This is a genomic window from Helicobacter pylori NCTC 11637 = CCUG 17874 = ATCC 43504 = JCM 12093 (assembly GCF_900478295.1).
GTDB classification, from domain to species: domain Bacteria; phylum Campylobacterota; class Campylobacteria; order Campylobacterales; family Helicobacteraceae; genus Helicobacter; species Helicobacter pylori.
Genome location: NZ_LS483488.1, coordinates 482,208 through 506,731 on the forward strand (window position 1 = coordinate 482,208; position 24,524 = coordinate 506,731).

36 protein-coding genes and 4 pseudogenes are annotated in these 24,524 nt (G+C 40.9%); 31 read left to right on the forward strand and 9 right to left on the reverse strand.

Annotation, left to right across the window (positions count from 1 at the left end; all coding sequences use genetic code 11):
• Nucleotides 1–19: 19 nt before the first annotated feature.
• Nucleotides 20–272, forward strand: a pseudogene (locus DQL14_RS02430) (hypothetical protein).
• 30 nt (nucleotides 273–302) lie between these two features.
• Nucleotides 303–918, forward strand: a pseudogene (locus DQL14_RS02435) (ribonuclease HII).
• On the opposite strand, the pseudogene DQL14_RS02440 reads toward DQL14_RS02435, so the two are convergent.
• Together DQL14_RS02440 and DQL14_RS02445 are read right to left on the reverse strand one after the other, a co-directional pair.
• A pseudogene (locus DQL14_RS02440) lies at nucleotides 892–1,471 on the reverse strand (hypothetical protein). The pseudogenes DQL14_RS02435 and DQL14_RS02440 sit on opposite strands and share 27 nt — an antisense overlap.
• 263 nt (nucleotides 1,472–1,734) lie before the next feature.
• Entirely contained in the window at nucleotides 1,735–2,823 is a 1,089-nt protein-coding gene (locus DQL14_RS02445; protein ID WP_108169721.1) for an ATP-binding protein, read from the reverse strand.
• A 208-nt stretch (nucleotides 2,824–3,031) separates the two neighbouring features.
• Between DQL14_RS02445 and rpsJ the strand changes: the two genes are divergently transcribed.
• The 29 genes from rpsJ (at nucleotide 3,032) to rplQ (ending at nucleotide 16,869) form a co-directional block, all read left to right on the forward strand.
• On the forward strand, nucleotides 3,032–3,346 hold the full coding sequence (gene rpsJ, locus DQL14_RS02450) for a 30S ribosomal protein S10 (RefSeq protein ID WP_000411561.1): 315 nt from the start codon (nucleotides 3,032–3,034) through the stop codon (nucleotides 3,344–3,346).
• A 36-nt stretch (nucleotides 3,347–3,382) separates the two neighbouring features.
• Nucleotides 3,383–3,958, forward strand: a complete 576-nt coding sequence (gene rplC, locus DQL14_RS02455; RefSeq protein WP_000395313.1) for a 50S ribosomal protein L3 — start codon at nucleotides 3,383–3,385, stop codon at nucleotides 3,956–3,958.
• Between the two features lie 34 nt (nucleotides 3,959–3,992).
• On the forward strand, nucleotides 3,993–4,640 hold the full coding sequence (gene rplD / locus DQL14_RS02460; protein WP_000030135.1) for a 50S ribosomal protein L4: 648 nt from the start codon (nucleotides 3,993–3,995) through the stop codon (nucleotides 4,638–4,640).
• Between the two features lie 3 nt (nucleotides 4,641–4,643).
• Complete coding sequence (locus DQL14_RS02465; protein WP_000763613.1) at nucleotides 4,644–4,925, forward strand: 50S ribosomal protein L23; 282 nt, start codon at nucleotides 4,644–4,646, stop codon at nucleotides 4,923–4,925.
• 16 nt (nucleotides 4,926–4,941) lie between these two features.
• Nucleotides 4,942–5,772 (forward strand): 50S ribosomal protein L2, encoded by an 831-nt coding sequence (gene rplB / locus DQL14_RS02470; protein ID WP_108169722.1) that lies wholly within the window; start codon nucleotides 4,942–4,944, stop codon nucleotides 5,770–5,772.
• A 10-nt stretch (nucleotides 5,773–5,782) separates the two neighbouring features.
• Nucleotides 5,783–6,064 (forward strand): 30S ribosomal protein S19, encoded by a 282-nt coding sequence (rpsS, locus tag DQL14_RS02475; RefSeq protein ID WP_000091385.1) that lies wholly within the window; start codon nucleotides 5,783–5,785, stop codon nucleotides 6,062–6,064.
• A 9-nt stretch (nucleotides 6,065–6,073) separates the two neighbouring features.
• Nucleotides 6,074–6,442, forward strand: a complete 369-nt coding sequence (gene rplV, locus DQL14_RS02480) for a 50S ribosomal protein L22 (protein WP_000030375.1) — start codon at nucleotides 6,074–6,076, stop codon at nucleotides 6,440–6,442.
• A 3-nt stretch (nucleotides 6,443–6,445) separates the two neighbouring features.
• Complete coding sequence (rpsC, locus tag DQL14_RS02485; RefSeq protein ID WP_108169723.1) at nucleotides 6,446–7,150, forward strand: 30S ribosomal protein S3; 705 nt, start codon at nucleotides 6,446–6,448, stop codon at nucleotides 7,148–7,150.
• A 2-nt stretch (nucleotides 7,151–7,152) separates the two neighbouring features.
• Nucleotides 7,153–7,578, forward strand: coding sequence for a 50S ribosomal protein L16 (gene rplP, locus DQL14_RS02490; protein WP_000928961.1), 426 nt, complete (start codon nucleotides 7,153–7,155; stop codon nucleotides 7,576–7,578).
• Nucleotides 7,565–7,765, forward strand: coding sequence for a 50S ribosomal protein L29 (rpmC, locus tag DQL14_RS02495; RefSeq protein WP_000877884.1), 201 nt, complete (start codon nucleotides 7,565–7,567; stop codon nucleotides 7,763–7,765). Before rplP ends, rpmC begins: the two co-directional genes overlap by 14 nt.
• Before the next feature lie 13 nt (nucleotides 7,766–7,778).
• Nucleotides 7,779–8,039, forward strand: coding sequence for a 30S ribosomal protein S17 (rpsQ, locus tag DQL14_RS02500; RefSeq protein WP_001092746.1), 261 nt, complete (start codon nucleotides 7,779–7,781; stop codon nucleotides 8,037–8,039).
• A 2-nt stretch (nucleotides 8,040–8,041) separates the two neighbouring features.
• Nucleotides 8,042–8,410, forward strand: coding sequence for a 50S ribosomal protein L14 (gene rplN, locus DQL14_RS02505; RefSeq protein WP_000616110.1), 369 nt, complete (start codon nucleotides 8,042–8,044; stop codon nucleotides 8,408–8,410).
• Nucleotides 8,410–8,631 carry a 50S ribosomal protein L24 gene (rplX, locus tag DQL14_RS02510; RefSeq protein ID WP_000834238.1) on the forward strand — a complete coding sequence of 74 codons (222 nt, stop codon included), beginning with the start codon at nucleotides 8,410–8,412 and terminating at the stop codon, nucleotides 8,629–8,631. The genes rplN and rplX overlap by 1 nt, the downstream gene beginning before the upstream one ends.
• Before the next feature lie 12 nt (nucleotides 8,632–8,643).
• A complete protein-coding gene (gene rplE, locus DQL14_RS02515; protein WP_000467392.1) occupies nucleotides 8,644–9,189 on the forward strand; it encodes a 50S ribosomal protein L5 in 546 nt (181 codons plus the stop codon).
• A 9-nt stretch (nucleotides 9,190–9,198) separates the two neighbouring features.
• Nucleotides 9,199–9,384, forward strand: a complete 186-nt coding sequence (locus tag DQL14_RS02520; RefSeq protein WP_001085694.1) for a type Z 30S ribosomal protein S14 — start codon at nucleotides 9,199–9,201, stop codon at nucleotides 9,382–9,384.
• 9 nt (nucleotides 9,385–9,393) lie between these two features.
• Nucleotides 9,394–9,789, forward strand: a complete 396-nt coding sequence (gene rpsH, locus DQL14_RS02525) for a 30S ribosomal protein S8 (protein ID WP_000245805.1) — start codon at nucleotides 9,394–9,396, stop codon at nucleotides 9,787–9,789.
• A 10-nt stretch (nucleotides 9,790–9,799) separates the two neighbouring features.
• On the forward strand, nucleotides 9,800–10,336 hold the full coding sequence (gene rplF, locus DQL14_RS02530) for a 50S ribosomal protein L6 (protein WP_000086604.1): 537 nt from the start codon (nucleotides 9,800–9,802) through the stop codon (nucleotides 10,334–10,336).
• A gap of 13 nt (nucleotides 10,337–10,349) precedes the next feature.
• A complete protein-coding gene (rplR, locus tag DQL14_RS02535; protein WP_000991853.1) occupies nucleotides 10,350–10,706 on the forward strand; it encodes a 50S ribosomal protein L18 in 357 nt (118 codons plus the stop codon).
• 14 nt (nucleotides 10,707–10,720) lie between these two features.
• Nucleotides 10,721–11,164 (forward strand): 30S ribosomal protein S5, encoded by a 444-nt coding sequence (rpsE, locus tag DQL14_RS02540; RefSeq protein WP_001860543.1) that lies wholly within the window; start codon nucleotides 10,721–10,723, stop codon nucleotides 11,162–11,164.
• A 19-nt stretch (nucleotides 11,165–11,183) separates the two neighbouring features.
• Nucleotides 11,184–11,585: a 50S ribosomal protein L15 gene (rplO, locus tag DQL14_RS02545; protein WP_000522167.1), complete on the forward strand. Its 402-nt coding sequence runs from the start codon at nucleotides 11,184–11,186 to the stop codon at nucleotides 11,583–11,585.
• A 34-nt stretch (nucleotides 11,586–11,619) separates the two neighbouring features.
• A complete protein-coding gene (secY, locus tag DQL14_RS02550) occupies nucleotides 11,620–12,882 on the forward strand; it encodes a preprotein translocase subunit SecY (RefSeq protein WP_001030183.1) in 1,263 nt (420 codons plus the stop codon).
• Nucleotides 12,882–13,643 carry a type I methionyl aminopeptidase gene (map, locus tag DQL14_RS02555; RefSeq protein ID WP_108169724.1) on the forward strand — a complete coding sequence of 254 codons (762 nt, stop codon included), beginning with the start codon at nucleotides 12,882–12,884 and terminating at the stop codon, nucleotides 13,641–13,643. Before secY ends, map begins: the two co-directional genes overlap by 1 nt.
• Nucleotides 13,643–13,861: a translation initiation factor IF-1 gene (infA, locus tag DQL14_RS02560; protein ID WP_000090248.1), complete on the forward strand. Its 219-nt coding sequence runs from the start codon at nucleotides 13,643–13,645 to the stop codon at nucleotides 13,859–13,861. The genes map and infA overlap by 1 nt, the downstream gene beginning before the upstream one ends.
• Before the next feature lie 78 nt (nucleotides 13,862–13,939).
• On the forward strand, nucleotides 13,940–14,053 hold the full coding sequence (rpmJ, locus tag DQL14_RS02565) for a 50S ribosomal protein L36 (protein ID WP_000868339.1): 114 nt from the start codon (nucleotides 13,940–13,942) through the stop codon (nucleotides 14,051–14,053).
• Between the two features lie 3 nt (nucleotides 14,054–14,056).
• Entirely contained in the window at nucleotides 14,057–14,419 is a 363-nt protein-coding gene (rpsM, locus tag DQL14_RS02570; protein WP_000090809.1) for a 30S ribosomal protein S13, read from the forward strand.
• A 22-nt stretch (nucleotides 14,420–14,441) separates the two neighbouring features.
• A complete protein-coding gene (gene rpsK, locus DQL14_RS02575; protein ID WP_001129297.1) occupies nucleotides 14,442–14,837 on the forward strand; it encodes a 30S ribosomal protein S11 in 396 nt (131 codons plus the stop codon).
• 9 nt (nucleotides 14,838–14,846) lie between these two features.
• Entirely contained in the window at nucleotides 14,847–15,473 is a 627-nt protein-coding gene (gene rpsD / locus DQL14_RS02580) for a 30S ribosomal protein S4 (protein WP_000135250.1), read from the forward strand.
• A gap of 11 nt (nucleotides 15,474–15,484) precedes the next feature.
• The gene (locus DQL14_RS02585) at nucleotides 15,485–16,519 is read left to right on the forward strand and encodes a DNA-directed RNA polymerase subunit alpha (RefSeq protein ID WP_000864484.1); all 1,035 of its coding nucleotides are present in this window, start codon (nucleotides 15,485–15,487) and stop codon (nucleotides 16,517–16,519) included.
• Entirely contained in the window at nucleotides 16,519–16,869 is a 351-nt protein-coding gene (gene rplQ / locus DQL14_RS02590; protein WP_001216119.1) for a 50S ribosomal protein L17, read from the forward strand. Before DQL14_RS02585 ends, rplQ begins: the two co-directional genes overlap by 1 nt.
• A 759-nt stretch (nucleotides 16,870–17,628) precedes the next feature.
• On the opposite strand, the pseudogene DQL14_RS02595 reads toward rplQ, so the two are convergent.
• The 7 genes and pseudogenes from DQL14_RS02595 to trpE form a co-directional block, all read right to left on the reverse strand.
• Nucleotides 17,629–17,879: pseudogene (locus tag DQL14_RS02595) on the reverse strand (thiamine diphosphokinase); the annotation flags it as partial.
• Between the two features lie 159 nt (nucleotides 17,880–18,038).
• Complete coding sequence (gene trpA, locus DQL14_RS02600) at nucleotides 18,039–18,827, reverse strand: tryptophan synthase subunit alpha (protein ID WP_108169725.1); 789 nt, start codon at nucleotides 18,825–18,827, stop codon at nucleotides 18,039–18,041.
• Complete coding sequence (gene trpB / locus DQL14_RS02605) at nucleotides 18,824–20,005, reverse strand: tryptophan synthase subunit beta (protein ID WP_108169726.1); 1,182 nt, start codon at nucleotides 20,003–20,005, stop codon at nucleotides 18,824–18,826. The genes trpA and trpB overlap by 4 nt, the downstream gene beginning before the upstream one ends.
• Nucleotides 20,006–21,364 carry a bifunctional indole-3-glycerol-phosphate synthase TrpC/phosphoribosylanthranilate isomerase TrpF gene (gene trpCF, locus DQL14_RS02610; RefSeq protein ID WP_108169727.1) on the reverse strand — a complete coding sequence of 453 codons (1,359 nt, stop codon included), beginning with the start codon at nucleotides 21,362–21,364 and terminating at the stop codon, nucleotides 20,006–20,008.
• Complete coding sequence (gene trpD / locus DQL14_RS02615) at nucleotides 21,357–22,364, reverse strand: anthranilate phosphoribosyltransferase (protein WP_108169728.1); 1,008 nt, start codon at nucleotides 22,362–22,364, stop codon at nucleotides 21,357–21,359. The genes trpCF and trpD overlap by 8 nt, the downstream gene beginning before the upstream one ends.
• Complete coding sequence (locus tag DQL14_RS02620) at nucleotides 22,361–22,945, reverse strand: aminodeoxychorismate/anthranilate synthase component II (RefSeq protein ID WP_108169729.1); 585 nt, start codon at nucleotides 22,943–22,945, stop codon at nucleotides 22,361–22,363. The genes trpD and DQL14_RS02620 overlap by 4 nt, the downstream gene beginning before the upstream one ends.
• Nucleotides 22,942–24,444 carry an anthranilate synthase component I gene (gene trpE, locus DQL14_RS02625; protein ID WP_108169973.1) on the reverse strand — a complete coding sequence of 501 codons (1,503 nt, stop codon included), beginning with the start codon at nucleotides 24,442–24,444 and terminating at the stop codon, nucleotides 22,942–22,944. The genes DQL14_RS02620 and trpE overlap by 4 nt, the downstream gene beginning before the upstream one ends.
• Nucleotides 24,445–24,524: the final 80 nt, after the last annotated feature.

Genomic DNA, 24,524 nt, shown 5'->3' on the forward strand with positions numbered 1-24,524 from the left:
CCTTGGGTGGGCGTGCGAGATGAATCCTGAAAAAGCCACTCATAGCAAAGAGATTCGCAAGATTTTAAAAGAGGCATTGCATGGCAATAAAGATTTGAATCTTTATTTGGAACCTGGAAGCAAGCATGCCAAGCTAACTGATGGGGGCGTATTCTTTGACTATCCTCTCATCGCCAAGCGACAGAAAAAGCGTGAAAAACTTTGAAAAAGAATTAACAGAATTTATTAAGAAATTAAGAGAAAACAGGATAACGCATGGAGCGTGTGAGTAGGAATTTTGATACCGGTTTGGTTGCGTAAAAATGATTTTAGGCATTGATGAAGCGGGTAGGGGGTGTTTGGCCGGTTCGCTTTTTGTGGCTGGGGTGGTGTGTAATGAAAAAACGGCCTTAGAATTTCTAAAAATGGGTTTAAAAGACAGCAAGAAGCTCAGCCCCAAAAAGCGCTTTTTCTTAGAAGATAAAATCAAATCGCATGGTGAGGTGGGATTTTTTGTGGTTAAAAAAAGCGCGAATGAAATTGATAGCTTGGGCTTAGGGGCGTGTTTGAAGCTCGCTATTCAAGAGATTTTAGAAAATAGTTGCTCTTTAGCTAATGAAATAAAAATAGATGGCAACACGGCGTTTGGCTTGAACAAACGCTACCCCAACATACAAACCATCATCAGGGGCGATGAAAAGATTGCTCAAATCGCTATGGCGTCTGTTTTAGCGAAAGCCTTTAAGGACAGAGAAATGTTAGGATTGCACGCTTTATTTAAGGAATACGGCTGGGATAAGAATTGCGGGTATGGGACTAAACAACATATAGAAGCGATCATTAAGCTAGGAGCTACGCCTTTTCATCGGCATAGCTTCACGCTTAAAAACCGCACCTTAAATCCCAAACTCTTTAGAGGTGGAACAACGCCTTATTTAAAACGGTGCTGAGATGGGTAGCGCTCGTTAAAGAAAGGTCGATGCGTTTGGTTTTAAAGTAAGCGATTAAGTCTTCAGGCTGAATGAAAGGGAATTGCACCATGACATACACACGATGATTGGTGGTATCCACGAACCTTTTAGCCAAAATGGATTTAGACGTTAAAAAATCAACAAGCCCGAATAAATAGCTGATAACATTATTTTTAACTTGAAGCGCTTTAACAATGCGATTGTGCATTTTTGTAATGATTACGCTTTCTAAAGTGCTGTAAGCGTTCATTTTGGCCCTTAAAAGAGCGATTTTTTTCAGCGTTTGTTTCAGTGGGCAATTGGTCATCATAGGGGATGTAATTGGCGTAAAAATCGTTCCTTTTACCAGAAATTGAAGCCGATCCGACATATTGATTGGGCGGGTTCTTTTTGTCAAAAAGATTGATTTCAAGCCAATCAGGATAGTTGATCGTGCCCTTTAAATGCTTAGCATGCGCTGTTTGAGCGAAGAGGCCTAGGGATAACAAGGCGCAGAAACTTAATTTTTTCAATGCGTTCATTATAGCTTCCTTTCTATAAAAAAATATCCTACGCTTTTAGGGTAGGTAGCATTTCTCAAAAAAGCGAAATACTAGGATAGCTTATAGCGAGTTAGCTTAAGAAAAAATAAAAAATATTAAATAATCAATTAAAAATTTTAGTAATAATATTAAATACATAAATACATAAATACATAAATACATAAATACATAAATACATAAATACATAAATACATAAATACATAAATACATAAATACATAAATACATAAATACATAATAACTATTATACCAAAATAGATTGAATATCCAAAGAAAAATCAATGAAATTAAGGTGTTTGTAGGGGGTATTGGTTGCCAAAATAGGGGCGTTGATAGAAACGACTGCAATTTTTAAAAACCCATGTTTATGGCACCATAGAAGCTGTTTTTCTAAAAAATGGGGCGTGGGGAAAGCGTGGGCGATGAGGGCGAGCTTGTTGGTAGAATTTTTATGCAAGATAAAAATCCCGTTGTCATGGGAGTAAAGCTCGTAGTTTGGGAATTGCTTGTAAAGCTCTAAAAAAACCATGTTTTCAAAAACGTTTAAAAGCGAGGGGCTAGGGGTCAGGCTATAAGGCAAGGCAAAATCGCACAGATACAATTTGGTTTTATGGTTTTCAAAACTAGGGGCTAAAAAAAGGATGCGTTGTTTTTCTAGCGCGTGTAACAATTTATAAAGGGTGTCTTTAGAGATCTTAAGCTCTTTTTTGAGTTGCGTATAAAGATAAAAAGCGCTCACAAACTTAGATTGATACGAGCAGATTTTAGCCATTAAGGGGGCGTAAGCTTGAAAGATTAATTGAATATTTTCTTGTTTTTTTAGGATTTTTTCTTGCTCGTTTTCTATAAAAAGCGAATCTAAAGCGTTGCCGTCTCTTAAAAAGCGGTTAAACAGGGTGTTTTTAGGGGTGTTGGGTTTGAAAAAGCTAGTGTATTCTTTAAAATTCAACCCTAACGCATAGCACAAGCTAAAATTGGGCGTTGTTATGGGGCTTAAATAATTAGGGATAAGAACGATTTTAGAAAGCTTTGGCAGGCTGAAATCCAAGCGCTCAATACGATCTAAAATGAGCAAATCCATTTTCTTTTCCAAATGCCATTTTAAAAGCCATGAGCTTAGAATGTTTTGGTTCAAACGCATGTCATTGTAATTGATATACACAGGGTTTTTAAAAACCTTTGCTAGTTTGAGGGCGAAAGTGGTTTTACCGGATTTCATCGGCCCTAAAAGACAGATTTTATCGCTTGAAGGCGCCTTTAAAAGCGGGTTGTTTAAAGCCGGCTCTTTAGGGGTTTCAAAAGGCCCAAAAGGGTGCAAGCAAGAAAGGGGCATGAACTTCCTTTCAAATGAGATTGAATAAGATAATCGTAGCGCATTTTTTCTATTTCCTTATAAAAAGGAAGTAAAAATCTCTAAAAAGCCCTAAAAATAGCAAAAGTTATTGACTAAATGGCGCATTTTGAGTAGTATTTCAGTTTTTATTTTATTGTTTTATTTTAGTTTTTAGTAACGGATAAAACGAGTTCTTTTAGGAGAGTTTATGGAAAAAATCAGGTTGAAGCTCAAAGCTTATGACCATAGAGTGTTGGATCGCTCTGTTGTGGCTATCGTGGAAGCCGTAAAGCGCTCAGGTTCTGAAATTAGAGGGCCTATCCCTTTACCGACTAAGAATAAGCGTTACACCGTTTTGCGCTCCCCGCACGTCAATAAGGATTCAAGAGAGCAGTTTGAGATTAGGGTTTATAGCCGATTGATTGATATTATTTCGGCCACCCCAGAAACCGTGGATAGCTTGATGAAGTTGGATTTAGCTCCTGAAGTGGATGTAGAAGTAACCTCTATGGAAACGAAGTAGTCCTAACGCATTGAGATAATAAAATAAGGGTTAGATATGGAATTTTTAGTTCAAAAGATAGGCATGAGCCGCACCATTGACGCTAACAGCACGCCTGTAACCTTGCTTAAAGTCTTGCAAGCGAAAGTGTGCCAGCTAGAAAACGGGAAAGCTTTAGTGGCCTATGCGATGCATAAAAAACACAATAAGGCGATTGAAGGCCAGCAAAAGAAATACCAACTCAGCAAAGAGTTTAACCATTTCGCTACCTTAAAAGCTTCCCAACAAAAAGAGTTGGGCGATTTGGATTTGAGTGCTTTAGAAACGCTTAAAAGGGTTAAAGCGAGCTTTAAAACGAAGGGAAGAGGCTTTGCGGGGGTGATGAAGCGTTGGAATTTCCAAGGCGGGCCTGCAGCGCATGGGAGCCGTTTCCATCGTCGCCCTGGTTCTATTGGTAACCGAGAATGGCCAGGAAGAGTGCAAAAGGGTAGGAAAATGGCAGGGCATTATGGCAATGAGCTAGTTACTTGCCAAAACGAGGTGCTCTCTTTTGATAAAGAAAGTATGGTGTTAGTGCTAAAGGGTTCAGTGGCCGGCTTTTCTGGGGCTTATGGACGCATTAGAGCGGTATAAAACCATACATTGAATATAATATAAAGGGTTTGATATGAGTAAGGCCATCGTTTTAGACAGCCATTTGAAAGAAAAGGGTAGCGTGGAGTTACCTAAAAGATATGAGGGCATTAACAGCCATAACCTCTATCTTTATGTGAAACATTATTTATCTTCTGCGCGCGCTAATACCGCTAAAAGTAAAAACCGCGCTGAAGTGAGCGGAGGCGGTAGGAAGCCTTGGGCGCAAAAAGGGGGCGGAAGAGCCAGAGCAGGGAGCATCACTTCGCCTGTGTTTGTGGGTGGGGGTGTCTCTCATGGGGCTACGAATAAGCGCAACTACAACCTTAAAATCAACAAAAAACAAAAACGCTTGGCTTTAGAATACGCTTTAGAAGAAAAAGCGCAAGCGAACAAGCTTTTTGTGGTGGAAAAAATCGCTATAAAAGGCGTGGTTGAAGACAATAAAAGAAAGCATTTGACTAAAGAAGCCAACCAAATGTTCCAGGCTTTAGAGCAACGAGACACTTTGTTTGTGTGCTTAAACATGGACGAATACACCGAGTTAGCCTTTAGTAACCTTAAAAAATGCCTTATTGTTGATGTGAGCGAGTTAAACGCTTATCTTTTGGCGGCGTTTAGCTCTGTGGTGATGGAAGAAGCAGCGTTTCAGCATGTGGTGCAAGATAAGACAGAGGAGTAAAAAATGGCAGACATCATGGATATAAAGTCAATTCTTTACACTGAAAAGTCATTAGGATTGCAAGAAAAAGGCGTTTTAGTGGTCCAAACGGCTCAAAATGTAACCAAAAATCAGCTCAAAGAAGTGTTTAAAACTTACTTTGGCTTTGAGCCTTTGAAAATCAATTCTTTGAAACAAGAGGGTAAGGTGAAACGCTTTAGAGGGAAGCTTGGACAAAGAAAGTCGTTTAAGAAATTTTATGTGAAAGTTCCAGAGGGCGCTAGCATTGCCGCCCTTGGCGCTTAAGAAAGGAGAAAGCGTTATGGCGATTAAAACTTATAAGCCTTACACCCCAAGCAGACGCTTCATGTCGGTGTTGGACTCTAAAGACATTACCGCAAAAAGCAGTGTCAAAGGCTTACTCACTAAGCTTAAAGCAACAGCAGGGAGAAACAATAATGGGCGCATCACCAGCCGCCACAAAGAGAGAGGGGCTAAAAAACTCTATCGCATTATTGATTTCAAGCGCAACAAATACAATGTTGAAGGGAAAGTGGCTGCGATTGAGTATGATCCTTACAGAAACGCGCGCATCGCTCTTGTAGTCTATCCTGATGGGGACAAACGCTATATCTTACAGCCAAGCGGTTTGAAAGTAGGCGATAGCGTTATCGCTGCTGAAGGCGGTTTGGATATTAAAGTGGGCTTTGCGATGAAGTTAAAAAATATCCCTATAGGAACGGTGGTGCATAATATTGAAATGCATCCAGGGGCTGGCGGGCAATTAGCCAGAAGCGCGGGGATGAGCGCTCAAATCATGGGTAGAGAAAATAAATACACCATTATTAGAATGCCAAGCTCTGAAATGCGCTACATTCTAAGCGAATGCATGGCGAGTGTTGGCGTGGTAGGGAATGAGGATTTTATCAATGTCTCTATCGGTAAGGCAGGGCGTAACCGCCACAGAGGCATTCGCCCACAAACTCGTGGTAGCGCTATGAACCCAGTGGATCACCCGCATGGTGGGGGTGAGGGTAAAACAGGGACAAGCGGTCATCCTGTATCGCCTTGGGGCACTCCAGCTAAGGGCTATAAAACGAGAAAGAAAAAAGCTAGCGACAAGCTCATCATTTCCAGAAAGAAACATAAATAAAGGTTAAAGAATGTCTAGGTCAATTAAAAAGGGTCCTTTTATAGACGACCACTTGATGAAAAAAACGCTCAAGGCAAAAGAGGGTAAGGATAACCGCCCGATTAAAACATGGTCTAGAAGAAGCACCATTTTGCCTGAAATGATTGGTTTTACTTATAATGTGCATAACGGAAGGGTTTTTGTCCCTGTGTATATCACAGAAAACCATGTGGGTTATAAGTTAGGGGAATTCGCTCCTACAAGAACTTTTAAAGGGCACAAAGGCAGTGTCCAAAAAAAGATTGGCAAGTAAGGGGGTAGAATGAGTAAAGCGTTATTAAGATTTGTGCGGTTATCTCCTACTAAAGCCAGATTGATTGCAAGACAGATTCAAGGCATGAACGCTGAATTAGCGATCGCTAGTTTGGAATTTACGCCCAATAAAGCGGCCAGAGTGCTTTCAAAAGTGGTGGCTTCTGCGGTCGCTAACGGCTCATTAGACGCCAAGAGCGCTCTGATTGTTTCTTGCAGAGTGGATGCTGGCCCTGTGCTTAGGCGCTCCATTCCAAGGGCTAAAGGCAGAGCCACAGCCATTAGAAAGCCAACATCTCATGTATTCGTAGAAGTAGCAGAAGGGAAAGAAATGAAATCTTCTAAAAGCCATAAAAAAAATCAAGCAGAAGGTAAGTAGGGCATGGGACAAAAAGTTAATCCGGTAGGTTTAAGATTAGGTATTAATAGGAATTGGACTTCCAGATGGTTCCCTAGCGCTCGCACCGCTCCAAGCAATATTGATGAAGACAATAAGATTAGGAAATTCCTTAAAAAAGAGCTTTATTACGCTGGCGTGAGCGAGATTGTGATTGAAAGAGCGGCTAAAAAACTGCGCGTTACGGTCGTAGCGGCTCGCCCAGGGCTTATCATTGGTAAAAAAGGCGTGGATATTGAAAAAGTCAAAGAAGGCCTAAAAGTGCTCATCAAAAAAGAAGTCTCCATTAATATTAAAGAAGTCAAACGCCCCCAAGCTGACGCCCAATTAGCCGCAGAAAATGTAGCCACCCAGCTAGAAAAAAGGATCGCTTTCCGTCGCGCGATGAAAAAGGTCATGCAAGCGGCGTTAAAATCCGGCGCTAAAGGGATCAAGGTGCGCGTTTCTGGCCGTTTGGCGGGGGCTGAAATCGCTCGCACCGAATGGTATATGGAAGGGCGCGTGCCTTTACACACCTTAAGGGCTAAAATTGATTATGGCTTTGCTGAAGCGATGACGGTATATGGTATTATTGGCGTGAAAGTGTGGATTTTCAAAGGGGAAGTTTTGCAAAAAGGCATCCAATTTGAGAAAAAAGAAGAGGCTAAAGAAGAAAGAGAGCCTAGAAGAAGCAGAAGAGGGAGGCAATAATCATGTTAATGCCAAAAAGAACAAAATACAGAAAGCAAATGAAAGGGCGCAATCGTGGGAAAGCCCATCGTGGTAACTCCATTGCGTTTGGGGATATTGCGATTAAAGCCATAGAGCATGGGAGGATTGATTCACGCCAGATTGAATCCGCAAGGGTGGCTATGACAAGGCACATTAAAAGAGCGGGTAAGGTGTGGATTAGAGTGTTTCCCGATAAGCCTTTGACCGCTAAGCCTTTAGAAACCAGGATGGGTAAAGGTAAAGGCTCTGTGGAAAAATGGGTGATGAATATCAAGCCGGGCAGAATCGTTTATGAAATGCTAGGCATTGAAGAAGGATTAGCGAGAGAAGCTTTAGCGTTAGCTCAGAGCAAACTTCCTTTTAAAACCAAAATTGTAACTTGTGAGAGCGAAAATGAAATATACTGAATTGAAAGATAAGAGTATCAAGGAATTAGAAGAGTTGTTGCATGCTAAGAAAGCGGAGCTTTTTGAGTTGCGCGTTAAGTTAAAGGCTATGCAATTGAGTAATCCTAACGAGATTAAGAAAGCCAGAAGAAATATCGCTCGCATTAACACGGCCATTAATGCGCATTATTCTTCTAGCGTTGAGTAAAAAAGGGTAAGCAATGAATACGAAAGAGCCGCATAAAAGGCTGGTGCAAGGCAAGGTTATCAGCAAGTTTGCTGAAAAAAGCGCTGTGATTCTTGTGGAAAGAAAAGTGGTGCATGAAAAATACCGCAAGATTGTTAAAAAGTTCAAAAAATACACCATTCATGATGAAAACAATCAGGTGAAAGTAGGGGATTTTGTGAGCGCGATTGAGTGCAGACCGCTTTCTAAAACCAAGTCTTTCACGCTTAAAGAAATTTTAGTAGTGGGAGTATAAGCATGATACAGAGTTTTACGAGATTGAATGTCGCTGACAATAGCGGTGCTAAAGAAATCATGTGTATTAAGGTGTTAGGAGGCAGCCACAAACGCTATGCGAGCGTGGGTAGCGTGATCGTGGCTTCCGTGAAAAAAGCTATCCCTAATGGTAAGGTGAAGCGCGGTCAAGTCGTCAAAGCCGTTGTGGTGAGAACGAAAAAAGAAATCCAAAGGAAAAATGGTTCTTTGGTGCGTTTTGATGACAATGCAGCAGTGATCTTGGACGCTAAAAAAGATCCGGTTGGCACAAGGATTTTTGGGCCAGTGAGCCGAGAAGTGCGTTACGCTAATTTCATGAAAATTATTTCTCTAGCGCCGGAGGTTGTATAATGAAAAGCGAAATCAAAAAAAATGACATGGTGAAAGTCATTGCAGGAGACGATAAGGGTAAGGTTGCTAAGGTTTTAGCGGTGTTGCCTAAGACTTCTCAAGTGGTTGTTGAAGGGTGTAAAGTGGTGAAAAAAGCGATTAAACCTACTGATGATAACCCTAAAGGGGGCTTTATCCATAAAGAAAAGCCCATGCACATTTCCAATGTGAAGAAAGCCTAAGGAGTTGGATACATGTTTGGTTTGAAACAATTTTATCAAAATGAAGTGAGAACAAAACTCGCTCAAGAATTAGACATCAAAAACCCCATGCTTTTACCCAAGCTAGAAAAAATCGTTATCAGCGTGGGCGCTGGGGCTTATGCAAAAGACATGAAAATCATGCAAAATATCGCGCAAACGATTTCTTTGATTGCAGGGCAAAAAGCGGTTATCACTAAAGCGAAAAAATCCGTTGCAGGCTTTAAGATCAGAGAAGGCATGGCGGTAGGGGCGAAAGTTACCTTAAGGAATAAACGCATGTATAATTTCTTAGAAAAGCTGATTGTGATTTCTTTACCCAGAGTGAAAGACTTTAGAGGGATTTCACGAAATGGTTTTGATGGGCGTGGGAATTACACCTTTGGGATCAATGAGCAGTTGATTTTCCCGGAAGTGGTTTATGATGATATTATGGTCAGTCATGGCATGAACATCACTATGGTAACTTCTACGGACAACGATAAAGAAGCGTTCAAGTTGTTAGAATTGCTTGGATTGCCTTTTGCAAAAGTGAGATAAGGGGTTAATATGGCTAAAAAATCAATGATAGCAAAGGCTCAAAGGAAACCAAAATTTCAAGTAAGGGCTTATACCAGATGCCGCATTTGTGGGAGACCTCATTCGGTTTATAGGGATTTTGGACTTTGTAGGGTGTGCCTAAGAAAAATGGGCAGTGAGGGACTCATCCCAGGCTTGAGAAAAGCCAGTTGGTAAGGATAAGATATGGTAAATGATATAATTGCAGATTCATTAACTCGTTTGAGAAACGCTTCTATGCGCCGCTTAGAATTCACACAGCTTTATTACGCAAAGATCGTGGTTTCTATTTTAGAGATTTTTAAAGAAAAGGGTTTCATTAAAGATTTCAATGTCAAAGATAAAGACAAGAAACAATCGGTTTATGTGCAATTGGCTTATGATGAAAAAGGGCATTCAAAAATCAGCGAAGTGAAGCGCTTAAGCAAGCCCGGTCGTCGTGTGTATAAGCAAAAAAACGAGTTGAAGCGCTTTAAAAATGGCTATGGCGTGATTGTGGTAAGCACTTCTAAGGGCGTGATTACCAACGAAGAAGCTTACAGACAAAATGTCGGTGGCGAAGTGCTTTGCAGCATTTGGTAAAGGATTAGAAATGTCAAGAATTGGGAAAAGAATCATTGAAATTCCAAGCTCTGTGCAAGCGAGCGTTGAAGGGAGCAAGCTTCTTTTTAAAAACAGCAAAGAAAAGCATGAGTTAGAAACTCACAACCGAGTGAAAATCACGCTTGAAAACAACCAATTGAGCTTCCAGCCTGTGGGCGAAGACGCGCAGTCTAGGGCTTATTGGGGGACTTATGGGGCGTTAGCCAACAACATTGTAACAGGCTTAAGCACCGGTTTCAGCAAGACTTTAGAAGTCAATGGCGTGGGCTATAAGGTGGCTTTGGGCAATAAAACTTTGGATTTGAGTTTGGGTTTTAGCCACCCGGTGAAATACCCCATTCCAGCAGGGATTGAAATGGTGGTGGAAAAAAACACTATCACGATCAAAGGGAGCGATAAGCAAAAAGTAGGGCAAGTCGCCGCTGAAATCAGGAGCTTCAGACCCCCAGAGCCATACAAGGGCAAGGGCGTGAAATACAGCAATGAAGTCATTATTAGAAAAGCTGGTAAAACAGCTAAAAAATAAATAAGGTGGAGTGATGAACGCGAAAGCATTGTATAAAAAGAAAGCCTTAAGGGATCGCCGAAAATTAAGGATTAAAAGCAAACTCTTGGGCGATGCGTTAAGACCTAGGGTGAGCGTTTTTCGTTCGAATCGCTATTTCTATGCGCAAGCGATTGATGATGTTAAACAAAGCACCATAACGCATATTGACGGCAGGAAAATGGGCTTTAAAAACACTCAAGAAGACGCTAAAAAATTAGGCGCTCTCTTTGCTGAAGAATTGAAAAAAGCAGGGATTGAGCGAGCGGTTTATGATAGGAATGGTTATCTCTATCATGGCGTGGTGGCAGCGTTTGCTGAAAGCTTGAGAGAGAACGGGATCGCTCTATGACAGAAAGGAAAGGTATGGAAGAGATTAACAGAGAAGAGTTTCAAGAAGTCGTTGTGAATATTGGCCGTGTAACCAAAGTGGTTAAGGGCGGTAGGCGGTTTCGTTTTAACGCTTTAGTGGTTGTGGGCAATAAAAATGGGCTTGTAGGCTTTGGTTTGGGCAAGGCTAAGGAAGTCCCTGATGCGATTAAAAAAGCGGTAGATGATGCGTTTAAAAACCTAATTCATGTAACCATTAAAGGCACGACTATCGCTCATGATATTGAGCATAAATACAACGCAAGCCGTATTTTACTCAAACCGGCAAGTGAGGGAACGGGAGTGATTGCTGGGGGTTCAACGCGCCCTATCGTGGAATTAGCAGGCATTAAGGATATTCTCACCAAATCTTTAGGCTCCAACAACCCCTATAATGTGGTGCGCGCGACTTTTGACGCTTTAGCGAAAATCAAGGCGTAGTTAAAAAGGAGATATGATAATGGGATTAGAAAATTTAAAGCCGGCTAAAGGTAGCGTTAAGAAAATCAAACGAGTGGGCCGTGGTCAAGGAAGTGGGATGGGAAAGACTGCCACAAGGGGTGGTAAAGGCCAAACCGCAAGGACAGGCTATAAGGCTAAAAGAGGCTTTGAAGGAGGGCAACAACCCTTACAACGCCGTTTGCCTAAAATAGGTTTTAGGACTAAAGACTCTCATATCTATTCTATCAATGTGGAAAAGAATGAAGCGATTAAAAATTTAGAAGAAATCACTTTTTCAAGCTTGCGCGCTTTGCACCATTTCCCCCTTTATATTGAAGGCGTGAAATTGATCGGTAAAGACGCTAAAAACTTGGCTTCTAAAATTAAAGATGAGAGAATCAAAACAAGCGGGCAGAAATAATGCCCCTATCAGCTTGATTTAAGAGGAATAGGTTATGAATAAAGCCATTGCTAGTAAGATACTCATCACTTTGGGTTTTTTATTTCTCTACAGAGTCTTAGCTTATATCCCCATTCCTGGCGTAGATTTAGCAGCGATCAAGGCTTTTTTTGACAGCAACTCCAACAACGCTTTGGGGTTGTTTAACATGTTTAGCGGGAATGCGGTTTCTCGCTTGAGCATCATCTCTTTGGGTATCATGCCCTATATCACTTCTTCCATTATCATGGAGCTTTTGAGCGCGACTTTCCCCAACCTGGCTAAAATGAAAAAAGAGCGAGACGGCATGCAAAAATACATGCAAATCGTGCGCTATTTAACCATTTTAATCACCCTAATCCAAGCGGTGAGCGTATCAGTGGGCTTAAGGAGCATTAGCGGAGGAGCCAATGGAGCGATCATGATTGATATGCAAGTCTTTATGATCGTTTCAGCGTTTTCTATGCTTACAGGGACGATGCTGCTCATGTGGATAGGGGAGCAAATCACGCAAAGGGGCGTGGGGAATGGGATTAGCCTTATTATTTTTGCCGGGATTGTTTCAGGGATCCCATCAGCTATTTCAGGCACATTCAATTTGGTCAATACGGGCGTGATCAATATTTTAATGCTCATTGGTATTGTGCTGATTGTTTTAGCGACGATTTTTGCGATTATCTATGTGGAATTAGCTGAGCGCAGGATCCCTATTTCTTATGCGCGTAAAGTGGTGATGCAAAACCAAAACAAGCGCATCATGAATTACATTCCTATTAAGTTGAACTTAAGCGGGGTGATCCCCCCTATTTTCGCTTCAGCTTTACTCGTGTTCCCTTCTACGATTTTGCAGCAAGCCACAAGCAACAAAACCTTGCAAGCGATTGCAGATTTTTTAAGCCCGCAAGGGTATGCGTATAATATTTTGATGTTCTTACTCATCATCTTTTTTGCTTACTTTTATTCTTCTATCGTGTTCAATTCTAAGGATATTGCGGATAATTTGAGGCGTAATGGCGGGTATATTCCAGGGCTTAGGCCTGGAGAGGGGACTTCATCGTTTTTAAATTCTGTAGCGAGTAAGCTCACTTTGTGGGGTTCGTTGTATTTAGCGCTCATTTCTACCGTGCCTTGGATTTTGGTTAAGGCTATGGGCGTGCCTTTTTACTTTGGAGGCACAGCGGTGCTGATTGTGGTTCAAGTCGCTATTGACACCATGAAAAAGATTGAAGCGCAAATTTATATGAGCAAGTATAAAACTTTAAGCGCGGTAGGCTTTTAATGGCAATCTCTATTAAAAGCCCAAAAGAAATCAAAGCGTTAAGAAAAGCTGGGGAATTAACCGCTCAAGCGTTAGCCCTTTTAGAGCGAGAAGTAAGGCCTGGGGTTTCACTTTTAGAGCTGGATAAAATGGCTGAAGATTTTATCAAATTCTCTCATGCCAGGCCTGCTTTTAAGGGGCTTTATGGTTTCCCTAACTCGGTGTGCATGTCCTTAAATGAGGTGGTTATTCATGGCATTCCTACGGATTATGTTTTACAAGAAGGGGATATTATAGGCTTGGATTTGGGGGTGGAGGTGGATGGCTATTATGGCGATTCGGCCCTCACGCTTCCCATAGGCGCGATAAGCCCGCAAGATGAAAAATTGCTCGCTTGCTCTAAAGAGAGCTTGATGCATGCCATTAATTCCATTAGAGTGGGCATGCATTTTAAAGAGTTGAGTCAGATTTTAGAGAGCGCTATTACAGAAAGGGGCTTTGTGCCTTTGAAAGGATTTTGTGGGCATGGCATTGGTAAAAAACCCCATGAAGAGCCAGAAATCCCCAACTACCTAGAAAAAGGCGTCAAGGCTAATAGCGGCCCTAAAATCAAAGAGGGCATGGTATTTTGCTTAGAGCCTATGGTGTGTCAAAAACAAGGCGAGCCTAAAATACTAGCGGATAAGTGGAGCGTGGTTTCAGTGGATGGGCTTAACACAAGCCACCATGAGCATACTATCGCCATAGTTGGCAATAAAGCAGTGATTCTTACGGAGCGTTAATGGCAAGAGATGATGTTATAGAAGTGGATGGGAAAGTGATTGAGGCGTTGCCTAACGCCACTTTTAAGGTGGAATTAGACAATAAGCATGTGGTGTTGTGCCGTATTTCTGGAAAGATGCGCATGCACTATATTAGGATTGCTTTAGGCGATAGGGTCAAGCTAGAGCTTACGCCCTATAGTTTAGACAAGGGTCGGATAACTTTTAGATATAAATGAATTTAAGGGTTATTTCAATGAAAATATGTTAGTATAAAAGTTTTTAGTAGTGCCTAATTTTTTCAAAGGAGAAAAATCATGAAAGTCAGGCCATCAGTGAAAAAGATGTGCGATAAGTGCAAAATCATTAAAAGAAGGGGCGTTATTAGAGTGATCTGCGCTACCCCTAAACACAAACAAAGACAAGGATAAAGCATGGCAAGGATTGCTGGTGTAGATTTACCAAAAAAGAAGAGAGTAGAGTATGCCCTTACCTATATCTATGGGATTGGGCTTAAGAGTTCTAGAGAGATTTTAGAAGCGGTAGGCATTTCTTTTGACAAGCGCGTGCATGAATTGAGCGAAGATGAAGTGTCTAGCATCGCTAAAAAAATCCAACAAAGCTACTTAGTAGAGGGCGATTTGCGTAAAAAAGTTCAAATGGATATTAAATCTTTAATGGACTTGGGGAATTATCGTGGGATCAGGCACCGTAAGGGTCTTCCTGTGAGAGGCCAAACCACTAAAAATAACGCTAGGACTCGTAAGGGTAAGAAAAAAACCGTGGGTAGCAAGTAGCAAATAAGGAGATGATGATTTAATGGCTAAGAGAAATGTAGTGGCTAAAAAGAAAGTAGTCAAAAAGAATATTGCTAGAGGGGTTGTTTATATTTCAGCGACCTTTAATAATACCAACATCACTATCACTGATGAAATGGGCAATGTGATTTGCTGGAGCACGGCGGGCGGTTTAGGGTTTAAAGGCTCTAAAAAATCCACCCCTTATGCGGCCCAACAAGCTGTAGAAAGCGCTCTAAGCAAGGCTAAAGAACATGGCGTTAAAGAAGTGGGCATTAAGGTTCAAGGGCCAGGTAGTGGGCGTGAGACCGCCATTAAGAGCGTGGGCGCGACAGAGGGCGTTAAAGTGCTTTGGATTAAAGACATCACCCCACTCCCTCATAATGGTTGCAGACCCCCTAAAAGAAGAAGAGTGTAAGGAGGCTTTATGGCAAGATATAGAGGCGCAGTAGAAAGACTAGAAAGGCGTTTTGGGGTTTCTTTAGCCTTAAAAGGTGAAAGGCGATTGAGTGGGAAGAGCGCGCTAGATAAAAGGGCTTATGGGCCAGGCCAGCATGGGCAAAGACGCGCTAAGACTTCTGATTACGGGTTGCAGCTGAAAGAAAAGCAAAAAGCTAAAATGATGTATGGCATTTCTGAAAAGCAATTCAGGAGTATTTTTGTGGAAGCCAATCGCTTGGACGGCAATACGGGTGAAAACCTTATCCGCTTGATTGAAAGAAGATTGGACAATGTTGTCTATCGCATGGGGTTTGCGACCACTAGAAGCTCTGCTAGGCAATTGGTAACGCATGGGCATGTGCTTGTGGATGGTAAGCGTTTGGATATTCCCTCTTATTTCGTGCGTTCAGGGCAAAAAATTGAGATCAAAGAAAAAACCAAGAGCAACTCTCAAGTGGTGCGCGCGATGGAATTGACAGCTCAAACAGGGATTGTGCCATGGATTGATGTGGAAAAAGATAAAAAATACGGCATCTTCACCCGCTACCCTGAAAGAGAAGAAGTGGTTGTCCCTATTGAAGAAAGACTCATTGTAGAATTGTATTCTAAGTAAGGGGTTAGAGCATGAAAGTTATCAAAACAGCACCTTTGATCCCATCAGAAATTAAGGTGCTAGAGAAAGAGGGCAATCGGGTTAAGATTTCTCTGGCTCCATTTGAGTTTGGTTACGCTGTTACGCTCGCTCATCCTATTAGAAGGCTTTTGCTTTTAAGCTCTGTGGGGTATGCTCCTATAGGTTTAAAGATTGAAGGCGTCCATCATGAGTTTGACTCACTAAGGGGGGTTACTGAAGATGTGTCGCTTTTTATCATGAATTTAAAGAATATCCGTTTTATAGCTAAGGCGTTAGTGGGGCAGGATAGCTCTTTAGAAAACCAATCGGTTGTGGTGGATTATTCTTTTAAAGGGCCTATGGAGCTTAGGGCTAGGGATTTGAATTCTGAGCATATAGAAATCGTCAATCCTGAAATGCCTCTAGCCACAATCAACGAAGACGCTCAATTGAATTTTTCGCTCATTATCTATAAAGGAATGGGGTATGTCCCAAGCGAAAACACAAGGGAATTAATGCCTGAGGGCTACATGCCACTAGACGGCTCTTTCACGCCGATTAAAAAGGTCGTTTATGAGATTGAAAACGTTTTGGTTGAGGGCGATCCCAACTATGAAAAAATCATTTTTGATATTGAAACAGACGGGCAGATTGACCCTTATAAAGCGTTTTTGTCAGCGGTGAAAGTGATGAGCAAGCAACTGGGCGTTTTTGGCGAAAGACCCATTGCTAACACGGAGTATTCAGGCGATTACGCTCAAAGAGATGACGCTAAAGATTTGAGCGCTAAGATTGAAAGCATGAATTTGAGCGCTAGGTGTTTTAATTGCTTGGATAAAATCGGCATCAAGTATGTGGGCGAACTCGTGTTGATGAGCGAAGAAGAGCTTAAGGGCGTGAAAAACATGGGTAAAAAATCCTATGATGAAATCGCTGAAAAATTGAATGATTTGGGCTATCCGGTAGGCACAGAATTAAGCCCTGAACAAAGAGAAAGCTTAAAGAAAAGATTAGAAAAATTAGAAGATAAAGGAGGTAACGACTGATGAGACACAAACACGGATACCGCAAGCTTGGGAGAACCAGCTCGCACAGAAAGGCGTTATTAAAGAATTTAGCGATCGCTTTGATTGAGCATAACAAAATTGAAACAGGGATTTATAAAGCTAAGGAATTGCGCAGTTACATTGAGAAATTAACGACAGCGGCTCGTGTGGGCGATTTTAACGCACACCGCCATGTTTTTGCGTATTTGCAAAACAAAGAAGCCACCCACAAGCTTGTAACTGAAATCGCGCCCAAATACGCGCAAAGGAATGGCGGATACACCAGGATCCAACGCACCACTTTTAGAAGAGGGGACGCTTCCACTCTAGCCACCATTGAATTTGTATGAAATTTGACGGGCTGCTAGCCAAGATTTAGTCTTGGTTGGTAATATCGCTTTGATTTTATCTTTTTAAAAGAAGCGCTTAAAAGCTTTGATTTTGTTTTATTGAGCGTTAATTATAAAATTTAAAAAATGCTAAAAGCGTTTTCTGTAATCAAAATATAAAAGAGCTTAGTTAAGCGATAACCTCAAAACGGCAAAAATAAAGTAACTAAAACCCCAATTTTAATTTTTAAATTTGGAGAAAAAAATGGAATTTGGTAAAGAATTGTTCACAGAACTTGCTTCAAAAGTGGAAGCTTTTTGTGTGAAAAAATATGGTCAGAATTTGTGTAATTGTTTAAAAAATCAAAATAAACTCAAAACTCGCACTGGCTTTTATCCCACCTTTTAATTGAGCGGTATTTCTTGCATTTTTATTGAGATTTCCAATTGGTTTGATGATTTTAAGAAATTCAACTGCTGGAGATTGAGTTAGATGGATTGTTTTTTAGACATGCCAGATATTGGTTATTTTTTATGCTAAACTGCTTTGGATTTTAGCCGATGTGGGTAGTGGGTTGATTTGTTCGCTTTGTAGTGGTTTTGTTAAAAAATTATGAACTCCTATCATTGTGTCCGCCACACAATGCATAATGAAAACGCAAACTACGACCACCTTTGCCACGCAAAGTGAGACTAAATCGATCTCTCTATACCTAACTCTCTCAAATGCTCCTTAACCTGGTGCAATATACAGACAAAAATTTGCCTAATAAAATCCGCTCATAAAAACTTTTGATACACCAACACCACCGATTTAGGTGTAGAGCTAAGGCTAAAAAACTATCTGTAGCTTCATTGAGCGAGCCAGAAAAAAGGGTTTTTAAACGCAAGTTTTTTAAGGGGTATTTGAGGTTTTTGGAAGTGAATTGGGCTTTAAAATCCAGGCTAAAAAGCGAGATTTGCTCCCCTTTAAAACTAGGTAAAGTAAAAGGGGTTTCTAACACCCTAAAAAGACCATAGTCGCTTATGGCCTAGTATATGAAAATCAGCCTTTTTTATTATCAAAATACCTGCGATTTTAAGCCGCTATCAACCACACTACAAGGTTACTTTTATATTATTGTTAGGCTTATGGCGGTATTTTCTGCACTAACGCCATAATAAGGTGCATGCAACAAAGCCTAAAAGCCTTAAAAAATCATTTCTCCTATAAACCCTTTAATTCTTTCTAGCATGGCGTTTTCATTGTTCAAATTTTCTTCTATGATTTTAACTAACGCTGAGCCGCAAATCACGCCATCAGCGCCCATGCCTTTAGCGTTTTTGATGTGTTCTTTTTGAGAAATGCCAAAGCCCAGTAAGGCTGGGGTAGGGCTAAAGGCTTTTAAGGTTTTGATGATCGCGCTTGCATTGTTCTCTAGAGCATGGCTTATCCCTGTAACCCCACTCCTGGCTAAAGTGTAGATATAGCCTTGCGAATGCATAGCGGCTTGTTCTAAATCTTTATCACTCGCATTAGGGCTGGCGATAAAGATTTGTTTGATTTGGTGTTTTTGAGCGGATTTGATGACTAATTCTTTTTCTATCAGGGGCATATCCGCTATTAAAACGCTATCCACGCCGCATTCTTTGATTTGGGCGTAAAAATTGTCCACGCCATAAGAAAAAATGAGATTCGCATACGCTAAAAGCCCTATGGGAATGTGGGGATTGTAATCTCTGAGCGCCCTTAAAAGCTGGAAATTTTTAGCCATGCTAGCGTGTTTTAACGCCCTTAAATGGCTCGCTTGTATAATAACGCCATCCGCTACCGGATCTGAGAAAGCAAAGCCCAATTCTAAAGCGTTCACCCCGCTATCAATTAGGGTTTTAATGATTTCAAAACTCCATTCATAATTGGGATCGCCCAAGGTTACAAACGGGATAAACGCCATTTTGTCTTGTTTTTTTAAGGTTTCAAACATGTTTTGATACCTCATTTTAAACCTCCTTTTAAAGCGTTATAAACGGTGCTTAAATCCTTATCCCCCCGACCGCTTAAATTCACTATGATGATGCTTTCTTCTTCGCATTTTTGAGCGAGTTTTAAAGCATACGCTAAAGCGTGAGAGCTTTCTAGCGCTGGGATAATGCCTTCTTTTTGGCACAACAAACTAAAGGCTTCTAGCGCTTCAGCATCGCTTGCGCTTTCATAAAACGCACGCCCACTCTCTTTTAAATAGCTGTGTTCTGGCCCCACTCCTGGATAATCAAGCCCAGCACTAATGCTATGGCTTTCTATAATCTGGCCTTCATCATCTTGTAAAAGATAGGTTTTATTCCCATGCAAAATCCCCACACGCCCCTTATTCAAAGTCGCCCCATGCTTATTGGTTTCTAGCCCTAAACCCGCCGGCTCTACGCCTATGAGTTTAACCTCTTTGTCGTTTAAAAACGCGCTGAATATCCCTATAGCGTTAGACCCCCCTCCAACGCATGCGATAACATAATCAGGCAAGCGGTTTTCTTTTTCTAAAATCTGGCTTTTAACCTCATCGCCTATCATTTTTTGAAAGGTTTTAACCATTGTGGGGTAAGGGTGTGGCCCGGCGGCTGTGCCTAGCAAATAATGCGTGTCCTTGTAACTGCTCGCCCAATCCCTTAAGGCTTCATTCACAGCGTCTTTAAGCGTCGCGCTCCCTGAATTAACCTCTCTCACTTCAGCGCCTAATAAACGCATTCTAAAAACATTCATTTCCTGGCGCTTGATGTCTTTAGATCCCATAAAAATCACGCATTTTAAACCCAACAACGCGCAAGCGATAGCCGTCGCCACGCCATGCTGCCCAGCGCCTGTTTCAGCAATAATTCTTGTTTTACCCATTTTTTTCGCTAAAAGAGCCTGCCCTAAAGCTTGATTGGTCTTGTGCGCCCCGCCATGGATTAAATCCTCTCGTTTTAGATAAAGCTTGACTTTAGGGTTAGAAACGATATTTTGACACAAGGTTAAAGGGCTAGGACGGCCCACAAAATCTTTTAAAAGACGAAAATATTCTTTTTGGAATTTTTCATCTTTCAAACACGCATCAAACGCCTGTTCTAACTCTCTTAATGCAGGCACTAACAATTCTGAAACAAAACTCCCTCCAAACTCCCCAAAATACGCTTTTTGATTCATTTAATACTCTCTTAAAATTCGGGCTAATCGCTTGATTTTATCCTTATTTTTAATCCCGGGGCTTATTTCCAAACCGGAATTGAAATCCAAACCCAACGCTTTAACTTTCAAGGCTTTTTGAATATTATCCAAATTAAGCCCACCAGCTAACATGAAAGGCGTTTTGACATTTTCTAAAATACCCCAATCAAAACTCACGCCATTGCCTCCCATTTTATCCCCCTTAGTGTCGTATAAGATTAGAGAAGCTTCTTTAATTTTAGGCACTAAATCGTTAGCGTCCATCGCATTCACTACTTGCCAAATCACGCAAGTTTTAGGGAGCGCTTTTTTCAATTGAGCGATTTCTTTTTGCGAATAGCCATAAAGCTGCACCGCTTTTAAATCAAGCTTTCTAGCGATTTTTTGAATTTTTTTAATGCTATCTTTCACAAACACGCCCACAAAATCCAATTTTTTAACCGCTTTTGTAATCTTTAGGGCTTCTTTAGGCTTGATGTATCGGGGCGAAGATTTTTCAAAAATCAAACCCCCATAAATGAAATGGTTTTTATAAACGGCTTTAGCGTCTTTAATCCTTGTAAGCCCGCACACTTTATTTTCGCCTAAAATCAATTTAATGCATGCTTTTTTCAAATCCTTTTCTTTCATTAAAGAGCTGCCCACTAAAAAGCCATTCACATAAGGGGCTAGGGCTTTGATTTGTACATGCGAATGAATGCCGGACTCGCTCACCACGAGCGCGTCTTTAGGCAAGAGAGAGTGCAATTTGAGCGTGTTGTTAATGTCGGTTGTCAGGGTGTGCAAATCCCTGTTATTGATGCCTATAATGTCGTATTGGAGTTTGAGCAAGCGCTCAATTTCTTGCTGGTTGGAAACTTCAGTTAACACGCTCATGTTTAAGGATTTGGCGAGGTTGAAAAGCTCTAAATAATTTTTATCATCTAACGCACTTAACATTAAAAGCACCGCATTAGCTCCCATCATTCTAGCGAGTTTGATCTGAAAAGCGTCAATGATAAAATCTTTACACAAAATAGGCTTGGTGGAATGCTGCGAAACGATCTTAATGTTTTCATAAGAGCCTAAAAAATATTTAGAATCAGCTAAAACTGAAATGCAAGAGGCAAATTTTTCATAAGTCTTGGTTATTTTTAACAGATCAAAATCTTTTCTGATTAAACCTCTAGAGGGCGATGCTTTTTTACATTCTAAAATAAAGCTTGTCCTTTTTTCCAATAACGCTTTTTTAAAATCCCTATCGCTTGGGGTTATGTTTGCGGGCAAGGTGTGATTTTTTTTGAGTGCAGAAACTTCTAGGAGCTTGTCTTTAAGGATGTTTTCTAACACGCTAGGCATGGCTTAGCCTTATGATTTTTTGCAAATGCGCATAAGGCGCTTTGGTTTTTAAATGCTCTAAAGTCATGCCCACGCCCTCTTTTAAATCTTTAGCTTTATGGCTTAAATACAACAAACTCGCCACATTCGCCACAACCACCATCGTGTGCGAATCCTTTCCTTTATTTTCTAAAATATCTAAACACGCTTGAGCGCTTTCTTTGGCGTTTCCAATCTGTAATTCTTTCAAATCATAGGGGGGTAAATCAAAATCTTTAGCGCTCAAGTCATACTCTAAAATTTCATTATTTTTCAATTCACACGCATGCGTAATGTCATGCAACACGATTTCATCCGTCCCCCCTCCATTAACCACCATCGCCCTTTTAACGCCCAAAGCCTTTAACGCTAGTGCCATAGTCTTGCACAAAGATTTGTCATACACGCCTAAAAGCTGGATTTTTGGCCTTAAGGGGTTGATTAAAGGCCCTAAGCAATTAAAAATCGTTTTAGTGAAAAGCTCTTTTCTTAAAGGGGCGGATTTTTTAAAACTTTGATGGTATAAGGGTGCGAATAAAAACCCAAAATGCGTTTGTTTGAAACAATTTTCTAATTGCGTGGGGTTCATTTCAATATTCACGCCCAAATTTTCCAACAAATCCGCGCTCCCGCTATGGCTGGACACGCTCCTTGATCCGTGTTTGGCCATAGATAACCCCATAGAGCTGGCAATGAGCGCAGCAATCGTGCTGATGTTAATCGTTTTTAACCCATCGCCTCCTGTGCCGCAATTGTCTATTAAATCCAAGCCGCTGTTAAAAGGCTTAGGGGCATGCTCTAAAAGCATGGTTGCAGCAACGCTAATCTCCTTAAAGCTCTCGCCCTTGATTTTTAAAGCGCATAAAATGGCCCCAAATTGCGCTGGGCTTACTTTTTCGTGGATAATGAGGGTGAATAACTTTTTAACTTCTTCATCGTTCAAGTCTTTTTGATGATAAAGGGTGTTTAAAATATCTTTCATGATAACCCTCTTAAAAACCCCACGCTTTGCTCTAACAACGCCCTCCCTTGTAAAGTCATGATGCTTTCAGGGTGGAATTGATAGGCTAGGATTCTATCTTCTTCATTGACAATAGCCATAGGGATATTGTCATGCTCAGCGATCACTTCTAAATTTTTAGGCAACCCGCTTGCCATTAAAGAATGGTAACGCCCCACCACCATGCTTTCCCCTAAACCTTTAAAAACGGCATGCTTTTTGAGCACAATAGTCGTCGCTTTGCCATGCACGATTTCTTTACTCCTTATGATTTTAGCCCCATAGCTTTGCGCTAAAGCCTGTAAGCCTAAGCAAACCCCTAAAATGGGGAATTTCTTTTTAGCCATTTCAATGATTTTTAAAAGATTGCCTGAACTGCTAGGATTACCAGGTCCTGGTGAAATGAACAATAAAGGGGTTTTTGATTCTTCATTCATTAAACCCATAAGATAACTCGGATCAATATCGTTTTGATAAACAGCCACTTCATAACCCAAACACTCTAATTCATACACCAAGTTATAAGAGAAAGAATCAAAATTATCTATAAAAAAGATTTTCATAAGCTTGTTTTCCTGATCGCATCAATAAGGGCTTGCGCTTTGGCTCTTGTTTCATTCGCTTCGTTTTGCGGCACGCTGTCTAACACGATACCGGCTCCTGCTTGGATCACCGCTCTATTGTTTTTAACAAAACATGAACGGATGGTGATGCAAGAATCCATAGAACCCTCGCTATTTAAATACCCCACACTCCCCCCATAAGAGCCTCTCCTTTGGTTTTCTAATTGGTAAATGAGCCTGATCGCAGAGATTTTAGGCGCCCCGCTAAGCGTGCCGGCGTTCATAAAGCTCCTGTAAGCATGCAAACTATCGCACCCTTTTTTCAATTCCCCAACAACTCTTGAGACTAAATGCATGACATTGGAATACTTATCCACTTTTAAAAGCTTATCGCAATAGCGTTTTTTTGAAACTCTGGCCATGTCGTTTCTGGCTAAATCCACTAGCATGATGTGTTCAGCCCTTTCTTTATAGTCGTGTTGCAAATCAAATTCCATTTTACTATCTAAATCGTAATCAATATTCCCCTGTTTGTCCTTACCCCTTAAACGGGTGCCAGCAATGGGATAAATTTCAGCCGTGTTGGTTAAAGCGTTGTATTTTAAGGCGCTCTCAGGGCTTGCCCCAAAAAGAATAAAATCGCTGTCTTTGATATAGAACATATAGGGGCTAGGATTAGAGAGCTTTAAATGGTAATACGCACTCAAACCCTCCAAGCACTCCATATAAAAGCTGCGCGACAACACCGCTTGAAAAATCTCGCCTTTTTTGATTTCTTCTTGTAAGGATAGCGCTCTTTTTTCAAACTCGCTATCGCTGCAACTAACGCTAACTTCTCTACTTTGCTTGGATTTTTTAGGGACAAAGTCGCTTTTGATGCTTTTAGCCAACTCTTTTAAGTCTTGTAATTCTTTAGCTATCTCTGTTTTAAAGCGTTCATCAAAACACGCCCCCAAGATTTCAGCGCTTTTTTCTTTATGATCTATGATGATCAAATTTTGCGCGACATAAAAAATAAAGTCATTTGCGGTATTATCGTTTGCTTTTAAGTGGGGCAAGTCTTCAAAAAAATTGAGCATTTCAAAAGAAAAAACGCCCGCGCTTAAAAGCGTAAAGGGGTGTTTGGGTTTTGTTTTAACGCTTTTAAAAAGCCCCCTTAAAGCGTCAAAAGGGCTAGGCTCAAAGAGTTTTAAAAACTCATCTTGCGTTTTTTTATTTTTGGTGTAGGTTAAGATTAGGGCATTGTCTTGTATAGGCGTTTTAAAAAACGCACTCAATTTGTGCAAAAACGCCACGCCATTAGGTGTTAGGCTAGTGATAGTTACGATATTGTGGTTGCAAATGAGCTTCAAACAAGTCTTAGCCATTAAAAGGGATTTGGTGTGCGCTTTGCTCTCAATCTCAGCGCTTTCAAAAAGCAAGGTGTGTGGTTGCTCTAACTTTTCATAAAGAGCTAGGGGATAGGGAATGTAAGGGGCTTTTTCTATGAGACTGATCATCAATTTCTTCACGCTAAAAATAAACTCGTACTTTACAAGAAATAGATAAATGGGCAATAAATTAATAGCCTTATAGAGCT

Excerpts from the sequence above, each read along its gene's own strand:
- DQL14_RS02445 (WP_108169721.1), bottom strand. The coding sequence starts at position 2,823 with ATGCCCCTTTCTTGCTTGCACCCTTTTGGGCCTTTTGAAACCCCTAAA.
- rpsJ (WP_000411561.1), top strand. The coding sequence starts at position 3,032 with ATGGAAAAAATCAGGTTGAAGCTCAAAGCTTATGACCATAGAGTGTTG.
- rplC (WP_000395313.1), top strand. The coding sequence starts at position 3,383 with ATGGAATTTTTAGTTCAAAAGATAGGCATGAGCCGCACCATTGACGCT.
- rplD (WP_000030135.1), top strand. The coding sequence starts at position 3,993 with ATGAGTAAGGCCATCGTTTTAGACAGCCATTTGAAAGAAAAGGGTAGC.
- DQL14_RS02465 (WP_000763613.1), top strand. The coding sequence starts at position 4,644 with ATGGCAGACATCATGGATATAAAGTCAATTCTTTACACTGAAAAGTCA.
- rplB (WP_108169722.1), top strand. The coding sequence starts at position 4,942 with ATGGCGATTAAAACTTATAAGCCTTACACCCCAAGCAGACGCTTCATG.
- rpsS (WP_000091385.1), top strand. The coding sequence starts at position 5,783 with ATGTCTAGGTCAATTAAAAAGGGTCCTTTTATAGACGACCACTTGATG.
- rplV (WP_000030375.1), top strand. The coding sequence starts at position 6,074 with ATGAGTAAAGCGTTATTAAGATTTGTGCGGTTATCTCCTACTAAAGCC.
- rpsC (WP_108169723.1), top strand. The coding sequence starts at position 6,446 with ATGGGACAAAAAGTTAATCCGGTAGGTTTAAGATTAGGTATTAATAGG.
- rplP (WP_000928961.1), top strand. The coding sequence starts at position 7,153 with ATGTTAATGCCAAAAAGAACAAAATACAGAAAGCAAATGAAAGGGCGC.
- rpmC (WP_000877884.1), top strand. The coding sequence starts at position 7,565 with ATGAAATATACTGAATTGAAAGATAAGAGTATCAAGGAATTAGAAGAG.
- rpsQ (WP_001092746.1), top strand. The coding sequence starts at position 7,779 with ATGAATACGAAAGAGCCGCATAAAAGGCTGGTGCAAGGCAAGGTTATC.
- rplN (WP_000616110.1), top strand. The coding sequence starts at position 8,042 with ATGATACAGAGTTTTACGAGATTGAATGTCGCTGACAATAGCGGTGCT.
- rplX (WP_000834238.1), top strand. The coding sequence starts at position 8,410 with ATGAAAAGCGAAATCAAAAAAAATGACATGGTGAAAGTCATTGCAGGA.
- rplE (WP_000467392.1), top strand. The coding sequence starts at position 8,644 with ATGTTTGGTTTGAAACAATTTTATCAAAATGAAGTGAGAACAAAACTC.
- DQL14_RS02520 (WP_001085694.1), top strand. The coding sequence starts at position 9,199 with ATGGCTAAAAAATCAATGATAGCAAAGGCTCAAAGGAAACCAAAATTT.
- rpsH (WP_000245805.1), top strand. The coding sequence starts at position 9,394 with ATGGTAAATGATATAATTGCAGATTCATTAACTCGTTTGAGAAACGCT.
- rplF (WP_000086604.1), top strand. The coding sequence starts at position 9,800 with ATGTCAAGAATTGGGAAAAGAATCATTGAAATTCCAAGCTCTGTGCAA.
- rplR (WP_000991853.1), top strand. The coding sequence starts at position 10,350 with ATGAACGCGAAAGCATTGTATAAAAAGAAAGCCTTAAGGGATCGCCGA.
- rpsE (WP_001860543.1), top strand. The coding sequence starts at position 10,721 with ATGGAAGAGATTAACAGAGAAGAGTTTCAAGAAGTCGTTGTGAATATT.
- rplO (WP_000522167.1), top strand. The coding sequence starts at position 11,184 with ATGGGATTAGAAAATTTAAAGCCGGCTAAAGGTAGCGTTAAGAAAATC.
- secY (WP_001030183.1), top strand. The coding sequence starts at position 11,620 with ATGAATAAAGCCATTGCTAGTAAGATACTCATCACTTTGGGTTTTTTA.
- map (WP_108169724.1), top strand. The coding sequence starts at position 12,882 with ATGGCAATCTCTATTAAAAGCCCAAAAGAAATCAAAGCGTTAAGAAAA.
- infA (WP_000090248.1), top strand. The coding sequence starts at position 13,643 with ATGGCAAGAGATGATGTTATAGAAGTGGATGGGAAAGTGATTGAGGCG.
- rpmJ (WP_000868339.1), top strand. The coding sequence starts at position 13,940 with ATGAAAGTCAGGCCATCAGTGAAAAAGATGTGCGATAAGTGCAAAATC.
- rpsM (WP_000090809.1), top strand. The coding sequence starts at position 14,057 with ATGGCAAGGATTGCTGGTGTAGATTTACCAAAAAAGAAGAGAGTAGAG.
- rpsK (WP_001129297.1), top strand. The coding sequence starts at position 14,442 with ATGGCTAAGAGAAATGTAGTGGCTAAAAAGAAAGTAGTCAAAAAGAAT.
- rpsD (WP_000135250.1), top strand. The coding sequence starts at position 14,847 with ATGGCAAGATATAGAGGCGCAGTAGAAAGACTAGAAAGGCGTTTTGGG.
- DQL14_RS02585 (WP_000864484.1), top strand. The coding sequence starts at position 15,485 with ATGAAAGTTATCAAAACAGCACCTTTGATCCCATCAGAAATTAAGGTG.
- rplQ (WP_001216119.1), top strand. The coding sequence starts at position 16,519 with ATGAGACACAAACACGGATACCGCAAGCTTGGGAGAACCAGCTCGCAC.
- trpA (WP_108169725.1), bottom strand. The coding sequence starts at position 18,827 with ATGAGGTATCAAAACATGTTTGAAACCTTAAAAAAACAAGACAAAATG.
- trpB (WP_108169726.1), bottom strand. The coding sequence starts at position 20,005 with ATGAATCAAAAAGCGTATTTTGGGGAGTTTGGAGGGAGTTTTGTTTCA.
- trpCF (WP_108169727.1), bottom strand. The coding sequence starts at position 21,364 with ATGCCTAGCGTGTTAGAAAACATCCTTAAAGACAAGCTCCTAGAAGTT.
- trpD (WP_108169728.1), bottom strand. The coding sequence starts at position 22,364 with ATGAAAGATATTTTAAACACCCTTTATCATCAAAAAGACTTGAACGAT.
- DQL14_RS02620 (WP_108169729.1), bottom strand. The coding sequence starts at position 22,945 with ATGAAAATCTTTTTTATAGATAATTTTGATTCTTTCTCTTATAACTTG.
- trpE (WP_108169973.1), bottom strand. The coding sequence starts at position 24,444 with ATGATCAGTCTCATAGAAAAAGCCCCTTACATTCCCTATCCCCTAGCT.